The organism is Flavobacterium sp. (assembly GCF_028712645.1).
In the GTDB taxonomy this organism is placed as follows: Bacteria; Bacteroidota; Bacteroidia; order Flavobacteriales; family Flavobacteriaceae; genus Flavobacterium.
In genome coordinates this window covers 1-23,758 of record NZ_JAQTPQ010000023.1, presented here as the reverse complement: position 1 = coordinate 23,758, position 23,758 = coordinate 1, and the positions used below count along the sequence as shown (strand labels likewise).

Annotated in this window: 22 protein-coding genes; 10 read left to right on the top strand and 12 right to left on the bottom strand. The window is 31.1% G+C overall.

The window, feature by feature from the left end:
* Positions 1–694 (bottom strand): DUF4118 domain-containing protein (locus tag PHC28_RS03240; RefSeq protein ID WP_300096553.1); only part of this gene is annotated, 694 nt, incomplete at its 3' end.
* A 192-nt stretch (positions 695–886) separates the two neighbouring features.
* Positions 887–1,633, bottom strand: a complete 747-nt coding sequence (locus PHC28_RS03235; protein ID WP_300096552.1) for an NUDIX domain-containing protein — start codon at positions 1,631–1,633, stop codon at positions 887–889.
* A 159-nt stretch (positions 1,634–1,792) separates the two neighbouring features.
* Between PHC28_RS03235 and PHC28_RS03230 the strand changes: the two genes are divergently transcribed.
* The 3 genes from PHC28_RS03230 (at position 1,793) to PHC28_RS03220 (ending at position 6,199) form a co-directional block, all read left to right on the top strand.
* Entirely contained in the window at positions 1,793–4,270 is a 2,478-nt protein-coding gene (locus PHC28_RS03230; protein ID WP_300096551.1) for a glycoside hydrolase family 3 N-terminal domain-containing protein, read from the top strand.
* 170 nt (positions 4,271–4,440) lie between these two features.
* The gene (locus PHC28_RS03225) at positions 4,441–5,559 is read left to right on the top strand and encodes an acyltransferase (RefSeq protein ID WP_300096550.1); all 1,119 of its coding nucleotides are present in this window, start codon (positions 4,441–4,443) and stop codon (positions 5,557–5,559) included.
* A gap of 124 nt (positions 5,560–5,683) precedes the next feature.
* Entirely contained in the window at positions 5,684–6,199 is a 516-nt protein-coding gene (locus tag PHC28_RS03220) for a PepSY domain-containing protein (RefSeq protein ID WP_300096549.1), read from the top strand.
* 144 nt (positions 6,200–6,343) lie between these two features.
* On the opposite strand, the gene PHC28_RS03215 is transcribed toward PHC28_RS03220, so the two are convergent.
* Positions 6,344–6,721: a hypothetical protein gene (locus PHC28_RS03215; protein ID WP_300096548.1), complete on the bottom strand. Its 378-nt coding sequence runs from the start codon at positions 6,719–6,721 to the stop codon at positions 6,344–6,346.
* Positions 6,722–6,821: 100 nt separating this feature from the next.
* Positions 6,822–7,991, bottom strand: a complete 1,170-nt coding sequence (locus tag PHC28_RS03210) for a proline dehydrogenase family protein (protein ID WP_300096547.1) — start codon at positions 7,989–7,991, stop codon at positions 6,822–6,824.
* A 92-nt stretch (positions 7,992–8,083) separates the two neighbouring features.
* On the opposite strand from PHC28_RS03210, the gene aroB reads away from it, so the two are divergent.
* The 4 genes from aroB to PHC28_RS03190 all read left to right on the top strand — a co-directional run bounded on the left by aroB (position 8,084) and on the right by PHC28_RS03190 (position 12,316).
* Positions 8,084–9,151 carry a 3-dehydroquinate synthase gene (gene aroB / locus PHC28_RS03205; RefSeq protein WP_300096546.1) on the top strand — a complete coding sequence of 356 codons (1,068 nt, stop codon included), beginning with the start codon at positions 8,084–8,086 and terminating at the stop codon, positions 9,149–9,151.
* Between the two features lie 287 nt (positions 9,152–9,438).
* Positions 9,439–10,836 carry an arginine decarboxylase gene (locus tag PHC28_RS03200; protein WP_300096545.1) on the top strand — a complete coding sequence of 466 codons (1,398 nt, stop codon included), beginning with the start codon at positions 9,439–9,441 and terminating at the stop codon, positions 10,834–10,836.
* A gap of 91 nt (positions 10,837–10,927) precedes the next feature.
* A complete protein-coding gene (locus PHC28_RS03195) occupies positions 10,928–11,899 on the top strand; it encodes a deoxyhypusine synthase family protein (protein WP_300096544.1) in 972 nt (323 codons plus the stop codon).
* A 9-nt stretch (positions 11,900–11,908) separates the two neighbouring features.
* Positions 11,909–12,316 carry a DNA primase gene (locus PHC28_RS03190; RefSeq protein ID WP_300096543.1) on the top strand — a complete coding sequence of 136 codons (408 nt, stop codon included), beginning with the start codon at positions 11,909–11,911 and terminating at the stop codon, positions 12,314–12,316.
* Positions 12,317–12,389: 73 nt separating this feature from the next.
* Here the strand turns inward: PHC28_RS03190 and PHC28_RS03185 are convergent, their stop codons facing one another.
* The 4 genes from PHC28_RS03185 to PHC28_RS03170 form a co-directional block, all read right to left on the bottom strand.
* Entirely contained in the window at positions 12,390–12,908 is a 519-nt protein-coding gene (locus PHC28_RS03185; RefSeq protein ID WP_300096542.1) for a DinB family protein, read from the bottom strand.
* Between the two features lie 10 nt (positions 12,909–12,918).
* Complete coding sequence (locus PHC28_RS03180) at positions 12,919–15,504, bottom strand: phosphoenolpyruvate carboxylase (protein ID WP_300096541.1); 2,586 nt, start codon at positions 15,502–15,504, stop codon at positions 12,919–12,921.
* 91 nt (positions 15,505–15,595) lie between these two features.
* Positions 15,596–16,075, bottom strand: coding sequence for a winged helix-turn-helix transcriptional regulator (locus PHC28_RS03175; protein ID WP_073371425.1), 480 nt, complete (start codon positions 16,073–16,075; stop codon positions 15,596–15,598).
* Positions 16,076–16,133: 58 nt separating this feature from the next.
* Positions 16,134–17,288: a M14 metallopeptidase family protein gene (locus PHC28_RS03170; RefSeq protein WP_300096540.1), complete on the bottom strand. Its 1,155-nt coding sequence runs from the start codon at positions 17,286–17,288 to the stop codon at positions 16,134–16,136.
* A gap of 311 nt (positions 17,289–17,599) precedes the next feature.
* On the opposite strand from PHC28_RS03170, the gene PHC28_RS03165 reads away from it, so the two are divergent.
* Complete coding sequence (locus PHC28_RS03165) at positions 17,600–18,079, top strand: helix-turn-helix transcriptional regulator (protein WP_300096539.1); 480 nt, start codon at positions 17,600–17,602, stop codon at positions 18,077–18,079.
* Here PHC28_RS03165 and PHC28_RS03160 read toward each other — a convergent pair.
* The gene (locus PHC28_RS03160) at positions 18,064–18,618 is read right to left on the bottom strand and encodes a 1-acyl-sn-glycerol-3-phosphate acyltransferase (protein ID WP_300096538.1); all 555 of its coding nucleotides are present in this window, start codon (positions 18,616–18,618) and stop codon (positions 18,064–18,066) included. The two genes, PHC28_RS03165 and PHC28_RS03160, sit on opposite strands and share 16 nt — an antisense overlap.
* 60 nt (positions 18,619–18,678) lie before the next feature.
* Between PHC28_RS03160 and PHC28_RS03155 the strand changes: the two genes are divergently transcribed.
* Both PHC28_RS03155 and PHC28_RS03150 read left to right on the top strand, forming a co-directional pair.
* Positions 18,679–19,344 carry a spermidine synthase gene (locus tag PHC28_RS03155; RefSeq protein ID WP_300096537.1) on the top strand — a complete coding sequence of 222 codons (666 nt, stop codon included), beginning with the start codon at positions 18,679–18,681 and terminating at the stop codon, positions 19,342–19,344.
* A 67-nt stretch (positions 19,345–19,411) separates the two neighbouring features.
* Positions 19,412–20,122: a potassium channel family protein gene (locus tag PHC28_RS03150; protein ID WP_300096536.1), complete on the top strand. Its 711-nt coding sequence runs from the start codon at positions 19,412–19,414 to the stop codon at positions 20,120–20,122.
* Between the two features lie 56 nt (positions 20,123–20,178).
* Here PHC28_RS03150 and PHC28_RS03145 read toward each other — a convergent pair whose 3' ends face one another.
* Genes PHC28_RS03145 through kdsB form a run of 3 tightly spaced genes read right to left on the bottom strand, consistent with a single transcriptional unit; the run spans position 20,179 to position 23,671 of the window.
* Positions 20,179–21,570: a pitrilysin family protein gene (locus PHC28_RS03145; RefSeq protein WP_300096535.1), complete on the bottom strand. Its 1,392-nt coding sequence runs from the start codon at positions 21,568–21,570 to the stop codon at positions 20,179–20,181.
* Between the two features lie 4 nt (positions 21,571–21,574).
* The gene (locus PHC28_RS03140) at positions 21,575–22,888 is read right to left on the bottom strand and encodes a pitrilysin family protein (protein ID WP_300096534.1); all 1,314 of its coding nucleotides are present in this window, start codon (positions 22,886–22,888) and stop codon (positions 21,575–21,577) included.
* Positions 22,889–22,939: 51 nt separating this feature from the next.
* Complete coding sequence (gene kdsB / locus PHC28_RS03135; RefSeq protein WP_300096533.1) at positions 22,940–23,671, bottom strand: 3-deoxy-manno-octulosonate cytidylyltransferase; 732 nt, start codon at positions 23,669–23,671, stop codon at positions 22,940–22,942.
* Positions 23,672–23,758 lie beyond the last annotated feature (87 nt).

The window sequence follows — 23,758 nt, the reverse complement described above, 5'->3', positions numbered from 1 at the left end:
AAATCAAATTATAAATTATTTGCTCTGTCAAACCATAATCCAATTTGAACAGAGGTAAATTTTCATCTGCATCGACCACTACTTTGTGAAACTGCAAATCTTCTTTTAAATGATCTAAGACATTATAAATCAATTCTTTCAAATCACACCAGTCCATTTTTGGTTGAATCACTCCAGATTCGAGTCTGGACATATTCAATAAATTCTCAACCTGATGATTTAATCGCAAGGATGCTTTTTCTATTTCAAAATATAATTTTTGTCTATTTTCTTCAGAAATAGTTGTTGTTTTACTTTGAATTGTATCTATTGCTCCCATAATTGTGGAAATTGGCGTTCGCAATTCATGAGACAATGAATCTAATAATGCATTATAAAGTTTCATTGTATTTACTCTAATTTCCTTTATTTGCAATTTTTTTTCTGCCTTCCTAATTTTATGAGTTAAAACTCCATTTATAAGAGCAATCAGGAAGAATAAAAAAAGTAATAAAGTATCCTCAGCACTACTAATGTGGAACGTATAATAAGGTTCTATAAATAAAAAATTCAAAATTAATGCACTTAAAACTGCACTCAATAACACAGGAAGTATGTCTAAAAACATTGCTAATAATGAAACCACGACAAGTAATATGTAGCCAACAACTTTATGTCCAAGAAAATTTCGTGTAAACAAACATAGTAAAGCCACAATGCTTACTGCTAATATGCAGATAAAGTATTGGTTCCTAATTTTTATATGACTTGAAATACTTTTCACAACAATTTACTTTTATAAGTACAAAGTTAAATGATGTGATAAAGGTATTTTATAAAATGGCATAAAGATTTTATAAAGATATTTGAACCTGTAATTGACTCAAAATAGTTTAAATTATTTCTATTACCAGCCTTCGCTAAAACCCTCTTTCAAAGCCATTTCATATTTTTCAGTATCAAATTTATATAAATCCGGTGATTTGTGAGCACCACCTTTTCTACTTTCGTCTAGTTTTATTAAAATGTCGTATCGCAACATTTTTCTGAAAAAATTACCTCGATTTAGCTTTTTGCCTAGAATAATTTCATATAATTTTTGAAGTTCGGGCATTGTAAATTTCTCAGGTAATAAATTATAACCTATTGGTTTATAATTCAATTGTTTTCGAAGTGTGATTAAAGCTTTGTCGAAAATGCTTCTGTGATCCATCATCAATTGAGGTAATTCTTCAATGGACTTCCATTCACAAGCATCGGAAATATCATCGACAACCAAATTCACTTGAGAATAATCGACTAAAGCATAAAAACCAATCGAGAGAAATCGCTGTTTGTTCCAAATTGTATTGTCAAATTCTTCAAAAAAACTTTCAGATCGATTCAAATCACTAAAAACCTTGAATTGCTGTAAATATATATTTTCTGCTCCTGTTCTTTGCTTAAGAATTCTATTGGCTGCATCATTAATATTCTCTGTTTTTAATACATAACCCCCAGGAAGTGCCCAAAAATTATTTTCTTTTATTTTGGTAACCAAAACTTTTAAGCTCGCATCCTGAAATCCAAAAACGACACAGTCAATAGACAAATTAGGAATATAGATTTTCCAAGCTTTATCTGATTTTTCTTCAATTATTTTTTTAAACTCCATAGTTTTATTTTCGATGCAAAAATACAAAATTGCCACTAACTTTAACTTTATGAGAATAATAAATAAAAATAATATCCCTTTTTTGTAAATTATTAAAAAATAATAATTAATATTGCTTCATATTGAAGCAATGAATTCATTATTAACTAAAATAACCGTATGAAAAATTTCTCTTTATCGAAAATTGCGAAAATGTCGCTACTTTCAACACTCGTATTATCTGGAATTTCTTGGAATAAAAATCCTGAAATTAAAGATGCTAATGGAAACCCAATAATAACCATTAATGGATTTACTTTTTCTGATTTAAACCAAAACGGAAAATTAGATAAATATGAAGACACTCGCCTGCCAATAAATGACAGAATTCAAGATTTGATTAGCAAAATGACTGATGATGAAAAAGCAAGTATGCTTATTGGAATTGGAATGCCTGGTTTTGATGCTAAAACATTTAAGTTTACAACTGAAGGTTTTCAAGGAAAAGTACCAGGAGCTGCAGGTGGAACTTATGAATTAAAACGACTTGGAATTCCAACTGTTGTTGTTTCAGATGGTCCAGCTGGATTGAGAATTAATCCAAAACGAAATAATGATGAAAAAACGTATTATGCAACTGCATTTCCTGTAGGAACGGCATTGGCTTCGACTTGGAATACCGAGTTAATCAAGAGTGTTGGAAAAGCAATAGGGAACGAAGTTAAAGAATATGGTGTTGATGTATTACTTGGACCCGGAATGAACATTCACAGAAATCCTTTGTGTGGTAGAAACTTCGAATATTATTCTGAAGATCCTTTACTTACTGGCAAAATTTCGGCAGCAATTGTAAATGGTATTCAATCAAACGGTGTTGGAACTTCGGCTAAGCATTTTGCTGGTAACAATCAAGAACGAAACAGAATGGGTGTAAATGCTCATATTAGCGAAAGAGCCTTACGTGAAATCTATTTAAGAGGTTTTGAAATCACTGTAAAAGAAGCACAACCTTGGACTATTATGTCCTCTTATAATTTAATTAATGGAACTTATACCTCTGAAAGAAAAGATTTATTGTCAACAGTTTTAAGAAACGAATGGGGATTTAAAGGATTAGTTATGACAGATTGGTTTGGGGGTTATGATGGCTTTGGTGGTAAAAATTCTCCTTTTGCTCCCAATTCAGTAAGCGATGTTACTGCTCAATTATCAGCTGGAAATGATTTATTGATGCCTGGAATGCCTGCTCAAAAACAAGCAATTTTAGACAATATGAAAAGCGGAAAATTATCTGCAGCTGTAGTAAATAAAGATTTGACACGAATTTTAGAATTGGTATTGCGTTCTCCATCAATGAACAATTACAAATATTCTGATAAGCCAAACTTAGAAGCTAATGCACAAGTAACAAGACAAGCTGCTGCCGAAGGAACTATCTTATTGAAAAATGATAACAATACTTTGCCGTTCACTTCAAAATCTGCTCCATTAGCTGTTTTTGGTGTTACATCATATGATTTTATTTCAGGAGGAACAGGAAGTGGTGATGTAAATGAAGCTTATACCATTTCATTAATTGACGGGCTAACTAATTCTGGATTTTCAATTGATAAAGAGCTAGAAGATTTATACAAACCTTACGCAGCAGATCAAAAAGCTAAAGAAATGGAACGTCGTGAAAAAAATGGCGGATTACTAGCCTCACCAAAACGACTTGCAGAATTAGAATTAAATAAAGAAATCATTAATAACAAAGCAAACTCATCTGAACTAGCTTTGATTACAATAGGAAGAAATGCTGGCGAAGGAGATGATAGAAAAATTGATGAAGACTTTAATTTAGCCGCTGACGAAGTAACTTTAATTAACAATGTTGCCGAAGCTTTTCACGCTAAAGGAAAAAAAGTAGTTGTTGTATTGAATATTGGTGGTGTAATCGAAACCGCTAGTTGGAAAGACAAAGTAGATGCCATTCTTTTACCTTGGCAACCAGGTCAAGAAGGTGGAAATTCTGTAGCTGATGTTTTCTCAGGAAATGTGAATCCATCTGGAAAATTAACAATGACTTTCCCTGTAAATTATGAAGATGCTGCTGCTTCAAAAAACTGGATTGGTACTCCTGCAGAAAACCCAACAAGTGTAACTTATGAAGAAGGAATTTATATTGGATATCGTTATTTCAACACATTTAATGTAAAACCTTCTTATGAATTTGGTTACGGATTGTCTTATACGAATTTTGATATTTCTGATTTAAAATTAAGCGGTTCAAATTTTGCCAATAAAATGACAGCAACTGTAACTGTAAAAAACACAGGGAAAATAGCTGGAAAAGAAGTGGTAGAATTATACCTTTCGGCTCCATCTAAAAATACAGATAAACCAAGTTCAGAATTAAAAGCTTTTGCAAAAACAAAATTATTGCAACCAGGTGAAAGCCAAACAATTACTCTAACCATAAACCCTAAAGATTTAGCTTCTTTTGTTACTGCTAAAAATGCTTGGATTGCTGAAGCTGGTGCTTATAAAGTGTCTATCGGAACTTCATCATTAAACATTAAACAAACTGCCAATTTTTCTTTAGCAAAAGAATTAATTGTTGAAAAAACAAATTCTTCATTTGCTGCTGACAGTCAATTTTCAGATTTGAAACATTAATTTGTACTCAATTCTTAAAATTTTAATATATTTAGCTTTTGTAAAAAATCACCTTAAAAGCCTAACAGTAATGTTAGGCTTTTAAAACTTAAAATTAATTGAGAATTGGATTATTCTATGAAAATAATACCGATAAATTTTGTTCCCTTATTTATGTTTAATTAAAATATATGAATAACAATACTTTAAGTTCAAAACCTCATTATCCCATATTAGATGGATTGCGTGGAGTAGCAGCGATAATGGTAGTTGCTTTTCACATTTTTGAAGCACACGCCACAAGCTATCTGGATCAAGTAATAAACCACGGCTATCTTGCAGTTGATTTTTTCTTTTTACTTTCCGGCTTTGTAATTGCTTATGCTTATGATGATAGATGGGATAAAATGTCAATTGGAAATTTTTTCAAACGCAGATTAATTAGGCTTCAACCAATGGTTATTATGGGAATGATCATCGGTGCATTGTTATTTTATTTTCAAGGTTCAACAATACTTTGGCCTAAATTAATGGAAGTTCCTGTTTGGAAAGTACTTTTGACAATGGTTATTGGATTTACACTTATACCTCTTCCACCCTCTTTGGATATTCGGGGTTGGGCGGAAATGCATCCGCTTAATGGACCAGGATGGTCTTTGTTTTATGAATATATTGCCAATATATTATATGGACTTTTCGTTAGAAAATTTTCAAAAACAGTGCTTTCAATTTTAGTTTTTATTTCTGGATGTGCATTAATTCATCTTGCAATAACAAGTCCAAATGGTTATCTTGTAGGAGGTTGGTCTTTAAATACTGAACATATTCATATTGGTTTTGCTCGAATGATGTATCCCTTTTTTGCTGGAATATTACTTTTTAGAATGGGGGAATTAATTCAAGTAAAAAATGCTTTTTTTTGGTCAAGTTTATTAGTTATAATTGCATTAGCTATGCCAAGAATTGGCGGAAGCGAACATATATGGTATAATGGTATTTATGATTCAGCAGTTGTTATCTTATTTTTTCCGCTTGTGATTTTCATAGCAGCATCAGGAGAAATAAAAAATAAATTTTCTTCAAGAGTATGCAAATTTTTTGGTGACATCTCCTATCCAATTTACATTACGCACTATCCAATAATTTACATTTATACCGCTTGGGTTGTAAATAATAAAATCAAGTTTAGTGAAGCCTATCCTATAAGCATCTTAGTTTTGCTATCGTGTGTTGCTATTGCTTATGCTTGCTTAAAACTATATGACATACCTGTAAGAAAATGGATAAGTAGTAAAGTCTTCCAAAAATAGGAGGATTATTAGATTCCATATTTTCAATTGTATTTAATTTAATCAACAATAACAACTTTTTTTTAAAAGAGAAGTTCTATACTTAACAACAAAAACAATTTTTAAACTTTAAAACTATTTGATAATGTCAAAAAAACGAAACCTTAGTGGTACAATGCGCATCGTTCATCGTTATTTAGGCTTTTTCCTTGCTGGAATTATGGCCGTTTATGCCTTAAGTGGTACAGTATTAATTTTTAGAGATACAGGGTTTTTGAAACAAGAAAATCAAGTTGTTAAAACAGTTAAACCAAATGCCAGCGCAGAGGATTTAGGTAGAATGCTAGAGATTCGTGAGTTTAAAGCACAACGTGAAGAAGGTGATGTTGTTTATTTTAAAAACGGTACCTATAACAAGAAAACAGGTGTGGCAGATTATAAAACGGAAAAACTTCCAGCGATAATCGAAAAAATGACTCATCTACATAAAGCAAAATCAGGAGATCCACTGTTCTTTTTAAATGTGTTTTTTGCAATGTCGCTTTTATTTTTTGTGGTTTCTGCTTTTTGGATGTTTATGCCAAAAACAACCATTTTCAAAAAAGGATTATACTTTACAGCAGCTGGAATTGTATTGACATTAATCTTGTTGTTTCTATAAAACTATATGACTATGCATTACTCATACCAATTTTGAAAATGGCACACGGATGACACGGATTTAAACCGATAAAAACGGATTTTTATAGTAATATCAGTAAAAATCCGTTTTATCCGTGTTCTATTTTTTTATTTTACTCGACTTTTAATTTTGTATAGAAGATTTCAATATTTTAAATTCCAACTTGTTATTATTTAATTTATAACTATAAATCGTTCTGCCTTGAACGTGTCCATCACTGTAATCGGCAATTACCCATTCCTTACCAGGAATTTGAATATTGTCAAATACCATTTTCCCTCCCAATGTAGGTTTTAAAGGAATTAATTCTGGCTTTTCTCTTAAGGCATTTTCAATATACTTTTCAGGATTATTTATCCTTTTATCAGCGAAATTTATTCCTTCATATTCGGCATCGAACCAATAATTACCTTTCAAAATGGCTTTCTCCAATTCTCTTTTGAGAGAATCATTTTTCTGTTTTAATAAATTATTCTCTGATTTAAAACTTTCGACAATCAAATTATCGTTACTGTCTTGTTTCTCACAACTTAAGATTGAAAAGAAAAATATGATAATGATTAATTTTCTAATTCTGTTTTTTTTTTTACTTAATTCAAATCTACTTCCCTTTCCTCCTATTTCTCTCTTCTTTTATCATTTTCAATTCACGACTGGTTTGCCCTGCGACAGAAGTATTTTCCTCGGCACGACGAATTAAGTAAGGCATAACATCTTTTACAGGACCAAAAGGCAAATATTTGGCAACATTATAACCGTTTGCAGCTAAATTGAAACTAATATTATCGCTCATTCCATATAATTGTCCAAACCAAATTCTATCATCATTGGATTTTAATCCTTTTTCTTCCATCAAATCCATTAAGAAATAAGTGCTTTCTTCATTATGGGTTCCTGCAAAAACAGACATAATATCTATATTGTCTACCATATACTTTACGGTAGCATCATAATTTTTATCAGTTGCTTCTTTAGAAGAGCAAATCGGAGTTGGATAACCCATTTCTATGGCGCGCTCATTTTCTTTTTCCATATAAGCACCACGAACTAATTTCATCCCAATGTAGAAACCTTCTTTTTTTGCTTGTTCGTGTAGTTTTTTCAAATAGTCCAATCGATCCCAACGGTACAATTGCAATGTATTGAAAACAATTGGCTTCGATTTGTTGTATTTCTGCATCATTTCTTCAACCAAATTATCAACTGCATCTTGCATCCAGCTTTCTTCAGCATCAATCAAAAGTGCAATATCATTGTCGTGAGATGCCTTGCACACTTTATCGAAACGAGCCACTACCCTATTCCATTCTTCGGTTTCGGCCGGTGATATTTTTTTTCCTTCTCCAACAGCTTGGTACAAATCGATACGTCCAAAACCTGATGGTTTAAAAACCGCAAACGGGATTGCCATTTTTTCTTTAGCGAAAGCAATAAGTTTCAACGTTTTTTCCAAAACGGCATCAAACTGTCCTTCCTCTTCTTTTCCTTCAACTGAATAATCTAAAACGGAAGAAACTCCTTTGGTATACATTTTATCAACCACGGAAATACAATCGTCTTCATTAACACCGCCACAAAAATGGTCGAAAACAGTGGCGCGAATCAAACCTTCGACCGGCAAATTTGCTTTTATCGCAAAGTTAGTCACCGCAGTTCCTATTCGAACCAAGGGCTGATTATCTATTAATTTGAAAAGAAAATAAGCTCTATCAAGTTCCGTATCGCTCTTTAATGAGAAGGCAATTTGTGTGTTTTTGAATAAATTCTTCATTTTTTGTTATATTTTTGTACAAATATAAAGAGAGTTTTGAAAATTATTCAGCAAAATTTACCTTATTTTGCGGTTTCAATCAATAAAATAAAATGCAAACAATTCAAGCCAATAATTATCCAATTCATTTCAACGAAAAAGGATATAGCGCCTTAAATTTATTCCTAAACGAAAGTAAATATTCAACCTTATTTATTATTGTTGATAGCAATACAAATGAGTTTTGTCTATCTAAATTCCTTCCTTATTTAGCAACGGAACTTACCATAGAAATAGTTGAATTCGAAGCCGGTGAACCTAATAAAAATATTGAGACTTGTGTCGAAATTTGGAATGTATTGACTGAACTTGGAGCTGACAGAAAAAGCTTGGTCATTAATCTTGGTGGCGGCGTTGTCACTGATTTGGGAGGATTTGTTGCATCAACTTTCAAAAGAGGAATTGATTTCATTCATATCCCTACTACTCTACTCTCTATGGTTGACGCTTCAGTTGGTGGAAAAACCGGAGTTGATTTAGGCAATTTAAAAAATCAGATTGGTGTTATCAATGTTCCAAAAATGGTGCTTATAGACACCCAATATTTGGAGACACTTTCTAAAAAAGAAATGCGCTCTGGTCTTGCCGAAATGCTAAAACACGGATTAATTTATGACAAAAAATATTGGGAAAAATTCTTGGACTTGAAAGCTATTGATTTTGCCGATTTTGATGAATTAATATATCGTTCTGTAGAAATAAAGAACGAAATTGTAATTCAGGATCCAACTGAAAAAAATATTAGAAAAGCATTGAACTTTGGTCATACTCTTGGTCACGCTATCGAAAGTTATTTCTTGGAAAATGAAAATAAAACAAGCTTGTTGCACGGTGAAGCAATAGCGATTGGAATGATATTAGAAAGTTATATTTCCTTAGAAAAAGATTTGATAAGCAAAGAAGAATATCAACAAATAAAAAATGCAATAAAGACAATTTATGATAACATCATTTTTGAGGAAAATGACATTGAACCTATCGTAGAATTGTTGATTCACGACAAAAAAAATGAGTACGGAAATATACAATTTGCATTGATAGACAGTATTGGAAAAATAATAATCAACCAATCTGTTGAAAATGAATTGATTCTAAAAGCTTTTGAAGATTATAAATCTTAATTATTTTACTAAAAAGGATTGCATTACGAATATATTATTTTTTACATTTGCGCCAATGAAAAATAATCAAAACAAAGGAAATTATAGTTCCATCAAAAATAATAGCAATAGATCTTTATCGAGAATATTGAAACGTTTTTATAGCACTAAAGAAACTTTTAGTTTTGATATATTTCAATATATGAAAGCAGATCACGAGAAGCTTCAAATTATATATGCAAATATTAGGGTTTGAATTTTAGTTTGTTTTACTTTACTGTGCAATAACCTAAAATACTGAAAATTAAATGAATACAAAATATTTTGATTTAATAAATCAAACCTATTATTTCCCTCAAGAAGAGTTTACTTTAGACAAAGACAATCTTCAGTTTCACAATATCGATTTGATGAAACTAGTGGAAAAATACGGAACTCCATTAAAATTTACCTATTTACCTCAAATTTCCAATAACATTAACAAAGCCAAAAACTGGTTTAGAAAATCGATGGAAAAAAATAAATACGAGGCTAAATATTTCTATTGTTATTGTACCAAAAGTTCTCATTTTGAATATATAATGAACGAAGCTTTCAAGAATAACATTCACATAGAAACTTCTTCTGCTTTTGACATTAATATCGTAGAAAATTTGTTGGCATCTGGCAAAATTAACAAAAGCACTTATGTAATTTGCAATGGTTTCAAAAGAGATCAATATATTGAGAACATCGCAAGATTAATCAATAATGGTCATAAAAATACCATTCCAATAATTGACAATTTTGAAGAACTTGATATTTTACAAGACAAAATCAAGAGAAAATTTAAAATAGGAATTCGTATTGCCGCCGAGGAAGAACCAAAATTTGAATTCTATACCTCAAGGTTAGGAATTGGATATAAAAACATAGTACAATTTTACAAGAAACAAATTCAAGATAATAAAAAATTGGAACTTAAAATGTTGCACTTTTTTATCAATACAGGTATCAATGATAATTCCTATTATTGGAACGAATTAGTGAAATGTATCAAAGTTTATGTTGCACTAAAAAAAGAATGCCCAACACTAGATGGATTGAACATTGGTGGAGGTTTCCCGATAAAAAATTCATTAGCTTTTGAATATGATTATCAATATATGATTGACGAAATTATCAATCAAATCAAAATTGCATGCGATGAAGCTGAAGTTGATGTTCCGAATATTTTTACTGAATTTGGATCTTTTACAGTGGGAGAAAGTGGCGGAGCTATTTACCAAATTTTGTATCAAAAACAACAAAATGACAGGGAAAAATGGAATATGATTGATTCTTCTTTCATTACTACTTTACCTGATACTTGGGCGATAAACAAACGCTTTATTATGTTAGCAGTCAACCGCTGGAATGATACTTACGAAAGAGTTCTCCTGGGTGGTCTAACTTGTGATAGCGATGATTATTACAATTCTGAGCAAAATATGAATGCCATCTATTTGCCAAAATACAATAAAGAAAAACCATTATATATAGGATTTTTCAACACTGGAGCTTATCAAGAAACCATTGGAGGTCACGGAGGTTTGCATCACTGCTTAATTCCACAACCCAAACATATACTTATAGATAAGGATGAAAATGGAATATTAGCAACAGAAGTTTTTTCGGAACAACAAACCGCTGAGGAGGTTTTAAAAATATTAGGTTACACAAAATAAATATATAATTAATAATTAGTCTATTTGAAAATTCGTTAAATTTGAAAATCTTTTTCAAGGTTTCGATTTTTAAATCTTTAAATTTAAAAAAATGAATAAAGGACCAATAAGCCAGTTTATCGAAAAGCATTATTTGCATTTCAACTCTGCGTCTTTAGTTGATGCTGCAAAAGCATATGAACAACAATTAGCCAATGGGGCAAAAATGATGGTGAGTATGGCTGGTGCGATGAGTACCGCAGAAATAGGAAAGATATTTGCCGAAATAATCCGTAAAGATAAAGTTCAAATAATTTCGTGTACTGGTGCAAATCTTGAGGAAGACATCATGAATTTAGTTGCACATTCTCACTACGAAAGAGTCCCAAATTATCGTGATTTAACACCACAAGACGAATGGGAATTACTTGAAAGAGGATTAAATCGAGTTACCGACACTTGTATTCCTGAACACGAAGCATTCCGACGTTTGCAAAAACATATATACAAAATTTGGAAAGATGCAGATGAAAAAGGAGAAAGATATTTTCCTCATGAATTTATGTATAAAATGTTACTTTCTGGTGTTCTTGAAGAATATTACGAAATTGACTTAAAAGACAGTTGGATGTATGCTGCAGCTGAGAAAAATTTACCTATTATTGTACCAGGTTGGGAAGATAGCACGATGGGAAATATTTTTGCTTCCTATGTTATAAAGGGAGACTTAAAGGCTTCAACAATGAAATCAGGTATTGAATATATGGTTTACTTATCTGATTGGTATCCAAAAAACAGTGCTAATGGTGTTGGTTTTTTCCAAATTGGCGGAGGAATTGCAGGTGATTTTCCAATTTGTGTTGTACCAATGTTGTATCAAGATATGGAAATGCATAATATCCCTTTTTGGAGTTATTTTTGTCAGATTTCAGATTCCACAACCAGTTATGGTTCTTATTCTGGAGCTGTACCTAATGAAAAAATTACCTGGGGAAAATTAGATATTAATACCCCCAAATTTATAATAGAATCGGACGCTACAATTGTTGCCCCGTTAATTTTCGCTTATTTGTTAGATTTATAGAATTAATTTATGAAGAGAGTAATTGTTGATTATGCAAAACTTACCCACGAAATTTTAAACCTACTGGTCGAAAGATTTCCTGATGGCTATGATGATTCAAACATCATACGTTTTAGAAATGCAAAAAACGAATTGATTGAAGCTGTTGAAGTACGAACTGAAGACACCATCTATTTGGTTAAAGTAAGTACTAAACTTGCAGATAGAATTGAAAATTATGATGAGGATGATGAAATCGCGGTAGAGATCGAACCTATTATCCCAATAAAAGGTCTTGATGATGATGAAGATAGCGACGAAAACGACGACGACGATGATGACGATTATGACAAACCTGAAACTGATGATGACTCAGATGACGACGACTCAGATGAAAAGGATTTTGACGACGACGATGATGAAGATGATGACTTGTAATAATTCACATCACTAAAATAAAAAAAGGAACTTCTCAAAAGAGAAGTTCCTTTTTTTATGAAATTATTCTAAATTATGACAAATAACGCTCTTTAATAACTCTTATATGATGATTTTGGTGTCCAGTAATTAGAAAACCTATGGCACGAACTGAAATTATATTATCTGAAGAGATTCCTTGAAAAGTTAATTGTTCGTCAGAAAAATTTTTAAATAAAATTAATGTAGAATTTCTAACGAATTTAAATTCTTCAATCAAACTTTCCAAAGATCTACTATTTGCCATAGCAATGGGAACATATTCATTTTCTTCAAATCCCGCTAGAGGAGTTTTATCACCTCTACCTATTCTCAGAGCACGATAAGCAAAAATACGTTCAGCATCAATAATGTGAAGTATTATATCCTTAATTGTCCATTTATTTTCTGCATAACAGTATTCCAATTTTCCGACCGGAATAGCTGCAACAAAGGAAACCAATTCATTTAAGCCCATCTCCAATCCTTCTAACAATCCAATATCTTCTAATGCATTTATATAAGTAGCATTAAAAGTAGAATATTCTGTTTTTAATAATTCGTTTGGTTTCATAAATCAGAGATTAAGCTGAGTTTCTACTAGCATTTGTGTTTCCAAAAAGCGAACGTGTAACTATTTTTTCGTAAGTTTTAATCAGTTCTAAATTTGGATTTTCTTGTCTATTTAATTCATTAATTTTCAATAAAGCATATTGCTGTATAGTTAACAAAGGCAATACTATACGCTCCCTTATATCAATTGAAGCCTTACCGTCAGGATAATTTTCCATTAGCTCTTTATGACCTGCAATTTTTAACAACATTCTTTTTGTTTCTAAAAATTCGTCATAAATAATTTGCCAAAATTCTCCAAACTCAGGGTCATTTTTCATATAAGCTGTTAGCGGAAAAAATGATTTTGCCAATGACATCATACTGTTTTCCAATAATGTTTTAAAGAATAATGAATTGTCATATAAGTCCTGTACTTTTTCCCATTGATCATTATCTTCAAAATGTTTTAACGCAGAACCAACACCAAAAAACCCAGGAACATTTTGTTTCAACTGACTCCAAGAACCTACAAATGGAATAGCACGCAAATCTTTGAAATCTAAATTATCAGACTTATTCCTCTTTGAAGGACGACTTCCAATATTTGTTTTTGCATAATATTTAATGGTACTCATTTGCTCCAAATAAGGTATGAATTTTGGATGATTCTTAAAATTCAAATATTTCTGATATCCTGATTCTGCTAATTGTCCCAATACTTCTTTTTCAATAACACTTAACTCATTTTTTCCTTTACTAAAAACCTGATTAGTTACTCCAGCACTTAATAAATTTTCTAAGTTATTTCGGCAAGAATCCAAAGTTCCAAAATTAGAACTAATAGTTTGCCCTTGAACAGTAACTTGAATTTCATTGTTTTCAATATTTGGACCTAAGGAAGCATAAAATTTATGCGTTTTCCCTCCACCACGTGCAGGTGGACCACCACGACCATCAAAGAAAATAACTTTAATTCCGTATTTACGAGACATTGCAGTAAGCTCTTCTTTAGCTTCATATATACTCCAATTTGCCATCAAATAGCCACCATCTTTAGTTCCATCAGAAAAACCTAGCATTATTGTTTGCTTATTATTTCTGTTTTTTAGATGATTAGAATAAGCTGGATTGGTATATAATTTTTCCATTATAATATGCGCACTTTTTAAATCATCAACTGATTCAAATAACGGAATTATATCAACCAAAGGATTTTTCCAATTATTTAAACGAATAAGTGCAAAAGTTTCCATCACGTTAAGCGCACTTTCATTGTTACTTATAATATAACGATTGGCACCAAATTCTCCGTTTCTTTCTTGAATTTGTTTAATTGCTTGTATAGACTCAATTGTTGATTTTGTCATTTCGTTTTCAAAAACGCTCGAGTCAATATTTCCAGAGGCATCTGAAAGTGATTTTATCTTTTCCTCCTCAGATAGTTCATAATAATTCTTTGGAAAAATAGTAGAACCTGAATTCACAAAATAATCAACAACGTCCTTAAATACAGAATCGTGAACTCTACTATTTTGACGAATGTCTAAGGTTGCAAAATGGAAACCAAATAAATTTACTTTGATCAAAAGCGCGTCTAATTCATCTAAATATAAGGATTGATGACGTTCGATTATTATGGTTTTTATTTTATTTAATTGTGTTTTGAATTCATTCAAAGTGATATAAATATCTTCTTCTGAATAAAATACAGAACGATATAATTTAAATTCAAGTTCCGCAACCAAAACGTCAACCTCAAAGAAAGTTAATTTACGTTTAAGGTTTCTTATCTCATTGTAATAACATCTTAAAATCGAAGTTCTAAGTCTTTCCGCTACTTTAAGAGTAATTTCGGTAGTTACAAAAGGATTTCCATCACGGTCTCCTCCTGGCCAAAATCCAAGTTTTATTAATGGATTTTGAATAGATTTTCCGTCAAATAAGTTTTTTTCTAGGTAGTGAATCATCTCACCTGAAGTCTCATAAAATACGTTTTCAAGATACCAAATCAAGCTTACTGCTTCATCATAAGGATTAGGCTTAACGGTCTGAATGAAAGGTGTTTTACCTAATTGAGCCAATAATTGCTTTATGTTTAATAAATTATTTTGACGAATTGCCTCAGTTAAATCGTTTATAATTCCAAGTACAGATCCCGGATAAAATTGAGTTGGATGAGCAGTCAATACCGTTCTTACATTAAAATCTTCAAGAAAATCGATTAATTCCTCTTTCTTATTTTTAGCATCTGACTTTTCTTTAATATCACGCAAGGAACCTCTTCCTTCCATATTATTAACAATTGGAAAAGCTGCATCTTCGATGGCATCAAAAAGAACAATTTGACGTTCTATATATTGAATAAAACGAAACATTAAATCTATTTTTTCTGTTTCTGAAGCATTGTGCAGGTATTTTTCTGAAAAAAAATCAACAATCTCTTTAGGATCTTTCTGTTTTTTGAAACCATTGTCGCAAACATCTGCAAACAATGGAAGTAAAACTCCTGTATTATCAATGGAATCGAAAGGTAAGGTTATAAAAACACTGTTGTAAATATGATATTTTGAAAGAACTTCTTGATTAAAACGTTCTATTTTTGGAAGCGTGTACATAGTAGCATAATTAGTTGTGGTTGGAATAATAAATCATAAAAAAACCCCAAGAATTCACTTGAGGTTAACTTATAATATAGTTTTCAAGTGATTACATATTCTTAAAAATCGTATGCATCAATCGCTTTTTGTCATTAATACTTTCTTCTAATGAAATCATAGTTTCAGTTCTATAAACTCCTTCGATATCATCAATCATAAAAATTACATCTTTTGCATGTTTAGTATCTTTCGCTCTAATTTTACAAAATATATTGAATTTCCCTGTAGTTACTGAAGCTACTGTTACAAAAGGGATTTCATTAATACGTTGCAAAACAAACTTTGTCTGTGAAGTGTTATTAAGAAAAACTCCAACATAAGCAATAAAAGAATAGCCTAATTTGTCATAATCCAAAACTAATGAGGAACCCATAATGATTCCTGCATCTTCCATTTTCTTAACTCTGACATGAACAGTTCCCGCAGAAATTAATAATTTTTTTGCAATATCCGTAAACGGAATTCTTGTGTTGTCAATCAACATGTCCAAAATCTGGTGATCTACTTCATCTAAACGAAACTTACTCATAATTCTTAAATTAATATTATTAATTGCAACCTGTAAAAATCAACATAAATATTAAGTTTTATGTTTTCATCAAACCATTAACAAACTCGATGTTATTTTTTAAATAAAAATCAGCTTTTTGATCTAATCTAGGAACATTATTATGATTATCTTGGTATAAATCCCCTTTAGCATCATATTCATAATGTCCGAAATAATTTTCTAATTCGCCTATCTTTACGATGTACGCATTAAAACAAAGCTTACCTTCTACTAGTTCTTCTTTATATTGAGCAGCAAAATTCGTGATTATTTCAATACCATCATAATTTATTTTGATATTTTTATATATAAAATCATAAAAAACTACTTTATTTTGAGAAATACTCAAATATTTATCACTTTTATTGCCGACTACATCGTTTTCGCTTAGTATCTTAAAACTCGAAACTAAAGCTATAAAAACATATTTTCGGGTTTCTTCTCTAAAATAATCACTCTGAAAATGTCCAGCCTCAAACAAAACCGTCGGAACTCCCATATATTGAAAAGTATCTCCAATACAATTTATATTAAAAGAATCATCAAAACGCCCTACTTGACCAGGAATATATTCTTGCAAAACATCATTAATTCCCGCAATCAAGTTGATTGCCTTCAATCGAGACGCATTAATTTCTCGCGCTTCATTATAAGAAGGTGCCAGAAAAGACAAAGTTGCTGGCTTACCAGTGCTTCCAACTCCAAAAATTGTTCGCTGATCGTGAAGATTATAACAGAAATCAGGTTTAAAACTATCAAAAGCAGCTCTTAAAACCAAACTTTCTGGTTGGGAAAGATTTTGAGAATCTCTATTTAAGTCAATTTTATTTGCATTTTCGCGTGTATATAACTTTGCTCCATCAGGATTTAACATCGGAATACAGCAAAAAGTAAAAGTATTAAGAAACTGTTTTGCTAATTCTGAATCACCATTTAACAAATTGATGAAGTCAAAAAGTGCTTTTGTAGTTGTACTTTCATTTCCGTGCATTTGAGACCAAAGCAAAATTCTAGTTATTCCATTGCCAATTTCATATTGATAAATGGGTTTTTTAAGCACTGATTTACCAATAATTTTCAGCTTATTATTGGTATTACTATTTTCCAAAACAGGTTCAATTGACTCTAAAGTTATGTATCGACCTTGCAAAGATTGCTCCTTGTATTGATTGAATAATTGTTCTAAATCCATAGGTATAATTTTGTTTTACAAAAGTAAACATCTTTATAATTACATTTGTAAACTTTAAATAATTGTAATAATTTAAAAATGTAAACAGTATTTTAATCTATAACAGTCCCTTTTTGCTATCCTTTGTTGACAATTGTTTAATTAATATTAAATTAATTTTAATGACATTATTATCAGTTATTTATATACAATCACTTTATGTTGTAATTATAACGAATGGATACTATCATAACGATTTACATCTGTAATTTTGGTACTTCTATTTTATTTAGTTACATTTGTAACTCTGATTTTTTAAAACACAATTCACAATGGTAAACACTGACGATTTCATAAAAAGATTAGAAATTATACTCGATTACAACAGCCTAAATGCTTCCTCATTTGCTGATAAAATTGGCGTACAGCGTTCTAGTTTGTCTCACCTACTTTCAGGTAGAAACAAACCAAGTTTGGATTTTATATTAAAAATCATTGAGGTTTTTCCAGACGTTGATTTGTATTGGATTTTGAATGGCAAAGGAACTTTTCCAAAATCACAAAATAAAATTGGTGCATCTATTTCATCTTCTACTCCATCATTCGATAATACAATTATTGATACTAAGATTGACACACAAGCAGATTTGTTTTCTGAGAAAATTGTAGAAACCAAAAATCGTGTGGATGAAAATTTTAGAAATACTATTCCAAATACTCAAATGGTAGCAACTCAAAAAAACAATTCGGAAATTGATCGAATTGTGATTTTCTATAAAAATGGAAGTTTTAGAACTTATTCGCCAGAATAACTATTTTCAGGAACTTTTCCTAATACTCCATCAAAATGGTTTAATAAAATTTTTAAATCATTTTCGTAATTTAAAGTCGGATAAAATGGTTTGCCAATATTTACTGTCTTATTACCAAAATCAAAAGCAACTGGAATTATAGGAACATTTGCTTTTATAGCGATATAATAAAAACCCGATTTTAATTCAGTAACTTTTTTTCTTGTCCCTTCAGGAGCTATGGCAAGTCTAAAAACAGTATGACTTTCAAATATTTTTGCAATCGCATCTACTTTGTTCAAACTTCCAGTTCTATCTATTGGTGCTCCACCCATCCATCGGAAATAGAATCCGAACGGAAACCGAAACAATTCTTTTTTTCCAATAAAATTCATTTCTAAAGTGGTAATTCCTCTGGTAAATATCCCCAAATAGAAATCGTGCCAACTCGTATGTGGAATAACCATCATAACACATTTCTTGATGTTTTTATCAATAGTGCCTTCAATTTTCCATCCCATCAGTCGGAAGAAAATAAATTTATAAATACTCCTTTTCATTTGAAACCTATTTTTAGTAAAATTAACATTTATCTCCTATTTTTGGAAAAATATTTTCAAATGTTCAAAAAACTGTTCAGTTATATCATTCCTCTCAATATCCTCAAACAAAAATCAACCATAAGCCAAACGCTAGAAGTTACTTGGACAAATGGTAAATTAGTCTTGGACAGTAATAACGCTAATTATTCTTATGGCAGTTTGCAACGCATCTTAAGAAAAGGATTGAAAGTTATTGGTTTCGAAAAAATCCAAGCGATGAAAAAAATTCTCGTTCTTGGAGTTGCTGGTGGCAGTGTCATCAAAACTTTGGTTGATGAAATTAATTTTGAAGCTAAAATTACTGGAGTTGAAATTGATACCGCCGTGATTGAAATTGCCAATGAATATTTCCATCTTAACGAAATTAAAAACCTTGAAATCATAATCGATGATGCTTTTGAGTTTGTTTCAAAAACCAATGATCAATACGACTTAATTATCATCGATATTTTTCAAGATACGAAAATGCCAGATTTCTTATTTGAAAAAAAATTCATAGAAAAAACCTGTTCTCTATTGAATTCCAAAGGTTTTATACTTTTTAATACGATGATTTTGAACAAAAACCAAAGACAGCTTAACTCAGATTATATAAAAAACTTTGATTCCAATAAATATACTATAATCCAATTGAATAAAATGGAAGAAACCAATGAGTTGATTATAGTTGAAAGCAAATTTTAAATTATTGCATCAAAATGTAAAGCAATTATTTCGTAAATTAGATGTCCTATTCCAATCTTTCAATTTTATGAAATCTATCTTAAAAAAACTTTTGTTAGGAAAAGTGTCTAATATTCCAAAACAAAATTATAATCCTATACAAAAACGCATTCAAAACATTAAGTCAATATGGAATAACGACCATCAAGACGATAACGGAATAGAGAAAATTGTTCGTTTATTTCTTTCTTCGTCGGTATTGCTTTTTCCTGGTGTTTACATCAAATATTTAGCCAATAAAAGAGGATATGAATACCGAGATTTGGCATTGGATTTTTATGTCTTACTAAAAGTCAGTTTTCCAGTATTGATTTTAATCAATCAATGGCAAGGCAATCGTTTTGTAATTTGGATAATGATTTATGTATTATTAGAAACTGTTTTGTACATCCCAACATTGATTTTTGCTTCAGATATGTTTTCAAAACCACGTTCCTATAAGAGGTCAATGCTCTTACTTTTTCTTAATTATTTAGAAATTATTTTTGCTTTTGCTGTGCTTTATTCCTGCGGGAATTATCTAAACCAACCTTTCAATGACTGGTTTGATGCAGTATATTATAGCACCATTACTTCATCTACTATAGGGTATGGAGATTTTTATCCAGTAACCACCATTGGCAAAATATTGGCAAGTATTCAAGCGTTGCTATTCTTGTTTTTTGTAATTTTGTTTTTGAATTTTTTCTCTACTAAAATAAAAACCAAAGGTTACTTTGACCTTGATAACGAATCTTAATTTACGAGTATTTATTCCATAAAAAAAGAGAACTTAATCCCTTTTTTATTGTTGTCTTAATTCTTTATATCATCCGTTATTTGCACTTCAGTTACTTTGCCATACTTTTCGGCAATCTTTTTAATGTCATCTGATTTCCCAACTAATACAAATTGCAACTTGTCTTTTGGAAAATAGTTGGTAATAATTTGATTTGCTTTTGCTAAATCTATACTATCCACATTTTTTTCAAAATTATCGATAAACGATTTGTCAAATTGATACCAATACATTTTTGAAAGTAAATTTGCTAATTGACTATTCGTTTCAAAGTCAGGTGGAAATTGTCCTTTGACGTAATTTTTAGCCGAAGTCAATGCTTTTTCATCAATTCCATTAGTATGTAATTTATTTAAAACATTTAAAGTCAAATTAATAGCTTGTTCGGTTGTTTTACTATCAGTAAAAGTGCTAATAATAAATGAACCTCCATACTTCAATTTATTAAACCCGCTAAATGCACCATAAGTCAAACCTGAATTGACTCTTAGCTCATCATTTAGCATTGATGTAAAACGCCCTCCAAAAAGAGTATTTACTACTTCAATTGCTACAAAATTAGGGTTATTTCGGCTAATTCCAGGAGAACCAATATAAAAAGTAGTTTCTTTTGCATCTTCTTTATTCACTAATAGAACTCTACTTTCTGTAGGAATCACAACTAGTTTTGCAGCAAAATTTTCTTTTTCCTTAACTGATTTTTCCCAACCTGAAAATAACTTGGTCAAAGTTGTTTTCATATCCTTGGAAACAAAATCTCCAACGATACAAATGGCTGCTTCGTTAGGTTTATAATTTGAATTATAAAAATCTTTCACATCCTCAACTGATAATTTACTTACAGTTGCATTATTCCCACTGATTACATTACCATAAACGTGACTACCATACAAAAGAGTGTCAAAATAAGGACCAATTACTGATCTAGGACTTTCTTTTTGTTGTTCTAGAGATACCAATAAACGCCTTTTTTCTTTTTCAAACTCTTCATTGTCAAAAACGGGATTAAGCAGAACTTCTTTAATAATTGTCAATACTTTGTCTTTATCCTTTGAAGCAAAATTTGATGTAAGCCCAGAAAATTCTTTAGTTGCATAAGTATCAACATTGGCACCTATAAAATCGAGCTCTTCATCTAATTTTGTTTTTGGAAAATTTTTTGTACCGTGCATTAAAGATATTGCTGTCAATGAAGCCAAACCTGATTTTTCTTTGTCACAAATTGCTCCTGCAGAAAGTATAACGGAAACACTAATAGTAGGAACATCATGTTGCTCCATCAAGGAAATAGTGAGACCATTTGGCAATTTAAAAGTGGTGTAATTAGGTAATTTAAAGCTTTGTGCCGATAAGTTTATACTAATAGCCAACAGACAAAATAGTGTGATTTTTTGTTTTATTGCTTCCATAATTTTATTCTTCAACATTAGTTTTTAATACACCTACAGTTCGATTGCTTTTACTAAAATATTTTTGTGCCACTCTCTGCACATCGGCTACTGTAATTTTATTATAATTGGCTGGAGCATCAAACATTTTTCTATAATCTCCAAAAAACACTTCATAAGTTCCTATATTATTAGACTTCCCATTAATAGTTTCCACTTGGTCATAAAACTCCATTAATTTCTGATTTTTAATTTTTTGAAGTTCCTTTTCGCTGATGCCCTCCTTTTTAATTTTTTCAATCTCGGCATAAATTGCTTCTTCTAAATCTGTTTCTTTAACATCTTTATTTGCAACCGCATAAATATTGAATAAATTAGGGTCAAAAGTATCCCCATAATCAGTAACTATTTGAGTAGCCATTTGTTTTTGATCTACCAATGAAGCGTATAATCGTGAAGAATTTCCACTAGAAAGAATTGAACTTAAAATATTCAACGCATAATAATCTTCATTCTTAGATTCTGGTGTATGATACCCAATCATCAAATAAGGAGTTGCAACTTCTTTTTTTACAGTAATTCTTCTTTCTCCTGTTTGTTCTGGTTCAACAATGTGAACAATTGGTGGCGCTGGTTGTGCTGGAATAGGTTCGAAATATTTTTTTGCCAATTCTTTTACTTTTTCCAATTTGATAGCACCCGAAACTACAACAACACAATTATTAGGAGCATAATAAGTTTTAAAATAAAGTTCTAAATCTTGTTGAGTCCAGTTTTTCATATCATCTTCATAGCCCATTACTGGCCAATGATAAGGATGTTCCTGAAAAGCAGTAGCTTGCATAGACTGTGACAATAAGCTCCAAGGAGAATTTTCCAGTCCAGTTCGACGCTCACTCAACACCACTCCTCTTTCACTTTCTACCATTTTTGGATCAATACTCAAACTAGCAATTCTGTCGCCTTCAAGGTCAAACATAATTTCAGTTGACGAAGCAGGAAACCAATCGGTGTAAACTGTAACATTTTCTGTGGTGTAAGCATTATTCGAACCTCCGTTGAATTCCATTGTACGGTCAAATTCTTTTGGCCCATATTTCTTGGCACCGTTGAACATCATGTGCTCAAAAAAATGAGAAAGTCCAGTTATTCCTTGATGTTCATTTCTACTTCCTACTTTATAAAAAAAGTACATATTAGCATTGGGAATTGAGAAATCTTCAACAACTAGAAATTTCATTCCATTGTTGAGTGTAAACGTTTTTACATCATCTGCCTTCATTTGTGCCTGACTTGCAAAAGTCAACAAAAGGGCCAGATGGAAAATTATTTTTTTCATATGTTGCTTTTATTATTGATAAAACTAATTAAAAATTTAAAGATTTACTATTTATTTAGATAACAATCTCCTCGCCTTCTCCAAATCTTCTGGCGTGTCAATACCAATACTTTTATCTTTGGTTTCTACCATTTTGATGCGTTTTCCAAATTCTAAATAACGTAATTGTTCCAGTTTTTCGGAGGCTTCCAAGGACTTCATTGGCAGTTTATAGAAATCCATCAAGGCTTGTTTTCTAAAAGCATAAATCCCGATGTGTTGCATATAGTGAACGCCAACTTTTTTCTCTCTTGGATACGGAATCACACAACGCGAAAAATACATGGCAAAACCATTTTGGTCCACCACGACTTTTACATTATTCGGGTTGTCAATTTCATCTTCGTCCGTGATTTCAAACATTAGCGAAGCCAAATCTATTTTCTTTTCGGAATCTTTCTTATAGACTTCAATTAGTTTTTCTAGAGCAACTGTATTGATAAATGGTTCATCGCCTTGCACATTGACCACAATATCCACCTCCATATTTTCGACGGCTTCGGCAATTCTATCGCTTCCTGATTCGTGTTCTTTGATGCTCATTATGGCTTTTCCTCCATTGGAAACAATTTCGTCATAAATCAAATCAGAATCGGTAACTACAAAAACATCATCAAAAAGATTAGACTTTTTGGTGGCTTCATAGGTTCTTAAAATCACGGTTTTGCCTCCCAAATCTTCCATTAATTTGGCGTGAAATCTGGTTGAGGCGTAACGTGCGGGAATGACTGCTATTATTTTCATTACTTTTTTATATTTTTAATTTCTTTATCAAAATCTGAAATAAATTTTTGATCTTGGATAATTCTGAATTTTTGATATTCGGTTTCG

What these genes read in the sequence shown, in the direction of transcription:
- PHC28_RS03235 (WP_300096552.1), bottom strand. Translation starts at nt 1,633, where the DNA reads ATGGAGTTTAAAAAAATAATTGAAGAAAAATCAGATAAAGCTTGGAAA.
- PHC28_RS03230 (WP_300096551.1), top strand. Translation starts at nt 1,793, where the DNA reads ATGAAAAATTTCTCTTTATCGAAAATTGCGAAAATGTCGCTACTTTCA.
- PHC28_RS03225 (WP_300096550.1), top strand. Translation starts at nt 4,441, where the DNA reads ATGAATAACAATACTTTAAGTTCAAAACCTCATTATCCCATATTAGAT.
- PHC28_RS03220 (WP_300096549.1), top strand. Translation starts at nt 5,684, where the DNA reads ATGTCAAAAAAACGAAACCTTAGTGGTACAATGCGCATCGTTCATCGT.
- PHC28_RS03210 (WP_300096547.1), bottom strand. Translation starts at nt 7,991, where the DNA reads ATGAAGAATTTATTCAAAAACACACAAATTGCCTTCTCATTAAAGAGC.
- aroB (WP_300096546.1), top strand. Translation starts at nt 8,084, where the DNA reads ATGCAAACAATTCAAGCCAATAATTATCCAATTCATTTCAACGAAAAA.
- PHC28_RS03200 (WP_300096545.1), top strand. Translation starts at nt 9,439, where the DNA reads ATGAATACAAAATATTTTGATTTAATAAATCAAACCTATTATTTCCCT.
- PHC28_RS03195 (WP_300096544.1), top strand. Translation starts at nt 10,928, where the DNA reads ATGAATAAAGGACCAATAAGCCAGTTTATCGAAAAGCATTATTTGCAT.
- PHC28_RS03190 (WP_300096543.1), top strand. Translation starts at nt 11,909, where the DNA reads ATGAAGAGAGTAATTGTTGATTATGCAAAACTTACCCACGAAATTTTA.
- PHC28_RS03185 (WP_300096542.1), bottom strand. Translation starts at nt 12,908, where the DNA reads ATGAAACCAAACGAATTATTAAAAACAGAATATTCTACTTTTAATGCT.
- PHC28_RS03180 (WP_300096541.1), bottom strand. Translation starts at nt 15,504, where the DNA reads ATGTACACGCTTCCAAAAATAGAACGTTTTAATCAAGAAGTTCTTTCA.
- PHC28_RS03175 (WP_073371425.1), bottom strand. Translation starts at nt 16,075, where the DNA reads ATGAGTAAGTTTCGTTTAGATGAAGTAGATCACCAGATTTTGGACATG.
- PHC28_RS03170 (WP_300096540.1), bottom strand. Translation starts at nt 17,288, where the DNA reads ATGGATTTAGAACAATTATTCAATCAATACAAGGAGCAATCTTTGCAA.
- PHC28_RS03165 (WP_300096539.1), top strand. Translation starts at nt 17,600, where the DNA reads ATGGTAAACACTGACGATTTCATAAAAAGATTAGAAATTATACTCGAT.
- PHC28_RS03160 (WP_300096538.1), bottom strand. Translation starts at nt 18,618, where the DNA reads ATGAAAAGGAGTATTTATAAATTTATTTTCTTCCGACTGATGGGATGG.
- PHC28_RS03155 (WP_300096537.1), top strand. Translation starts at nt 18,679, where the DNA reads ATGTTCAAAAAACTGTTCAGTTATATCATTCCTCTCAATATCCTCAAA.
- PHC28_RS03150 (WP_300096536.1), top strand. Translation starts at nt 19,412, where the DNA reads ATGAAATCTATCTTAAAAAAACTTTTGTTAGGAAAAGTGTCTAATATT.
- PHC28_RS03145 (WP_300096535.1), bottom strand. Translation starts at nt 21,570, where the DNA reads ATGGAAGCAATAAAACAAAAAATCACACTATTTTGTCTGTTGGCTATT.
- PHC28_RS03140 (WP_300096534.1), bottom strand. Translation starts at nt 22,888, where the DNA reads ATGAAAAAAATAATTTTCCATCTGGCCCTTTTGTTGACTTTTGCAAGT.
- kdsB (WP_300096533.1), bottom strand. Translation starts at nt 23,671, where the DNA reads ATGAAAATAATAGCAGTCATTCCCGCACGTTACGCCTCAACCAGATTT.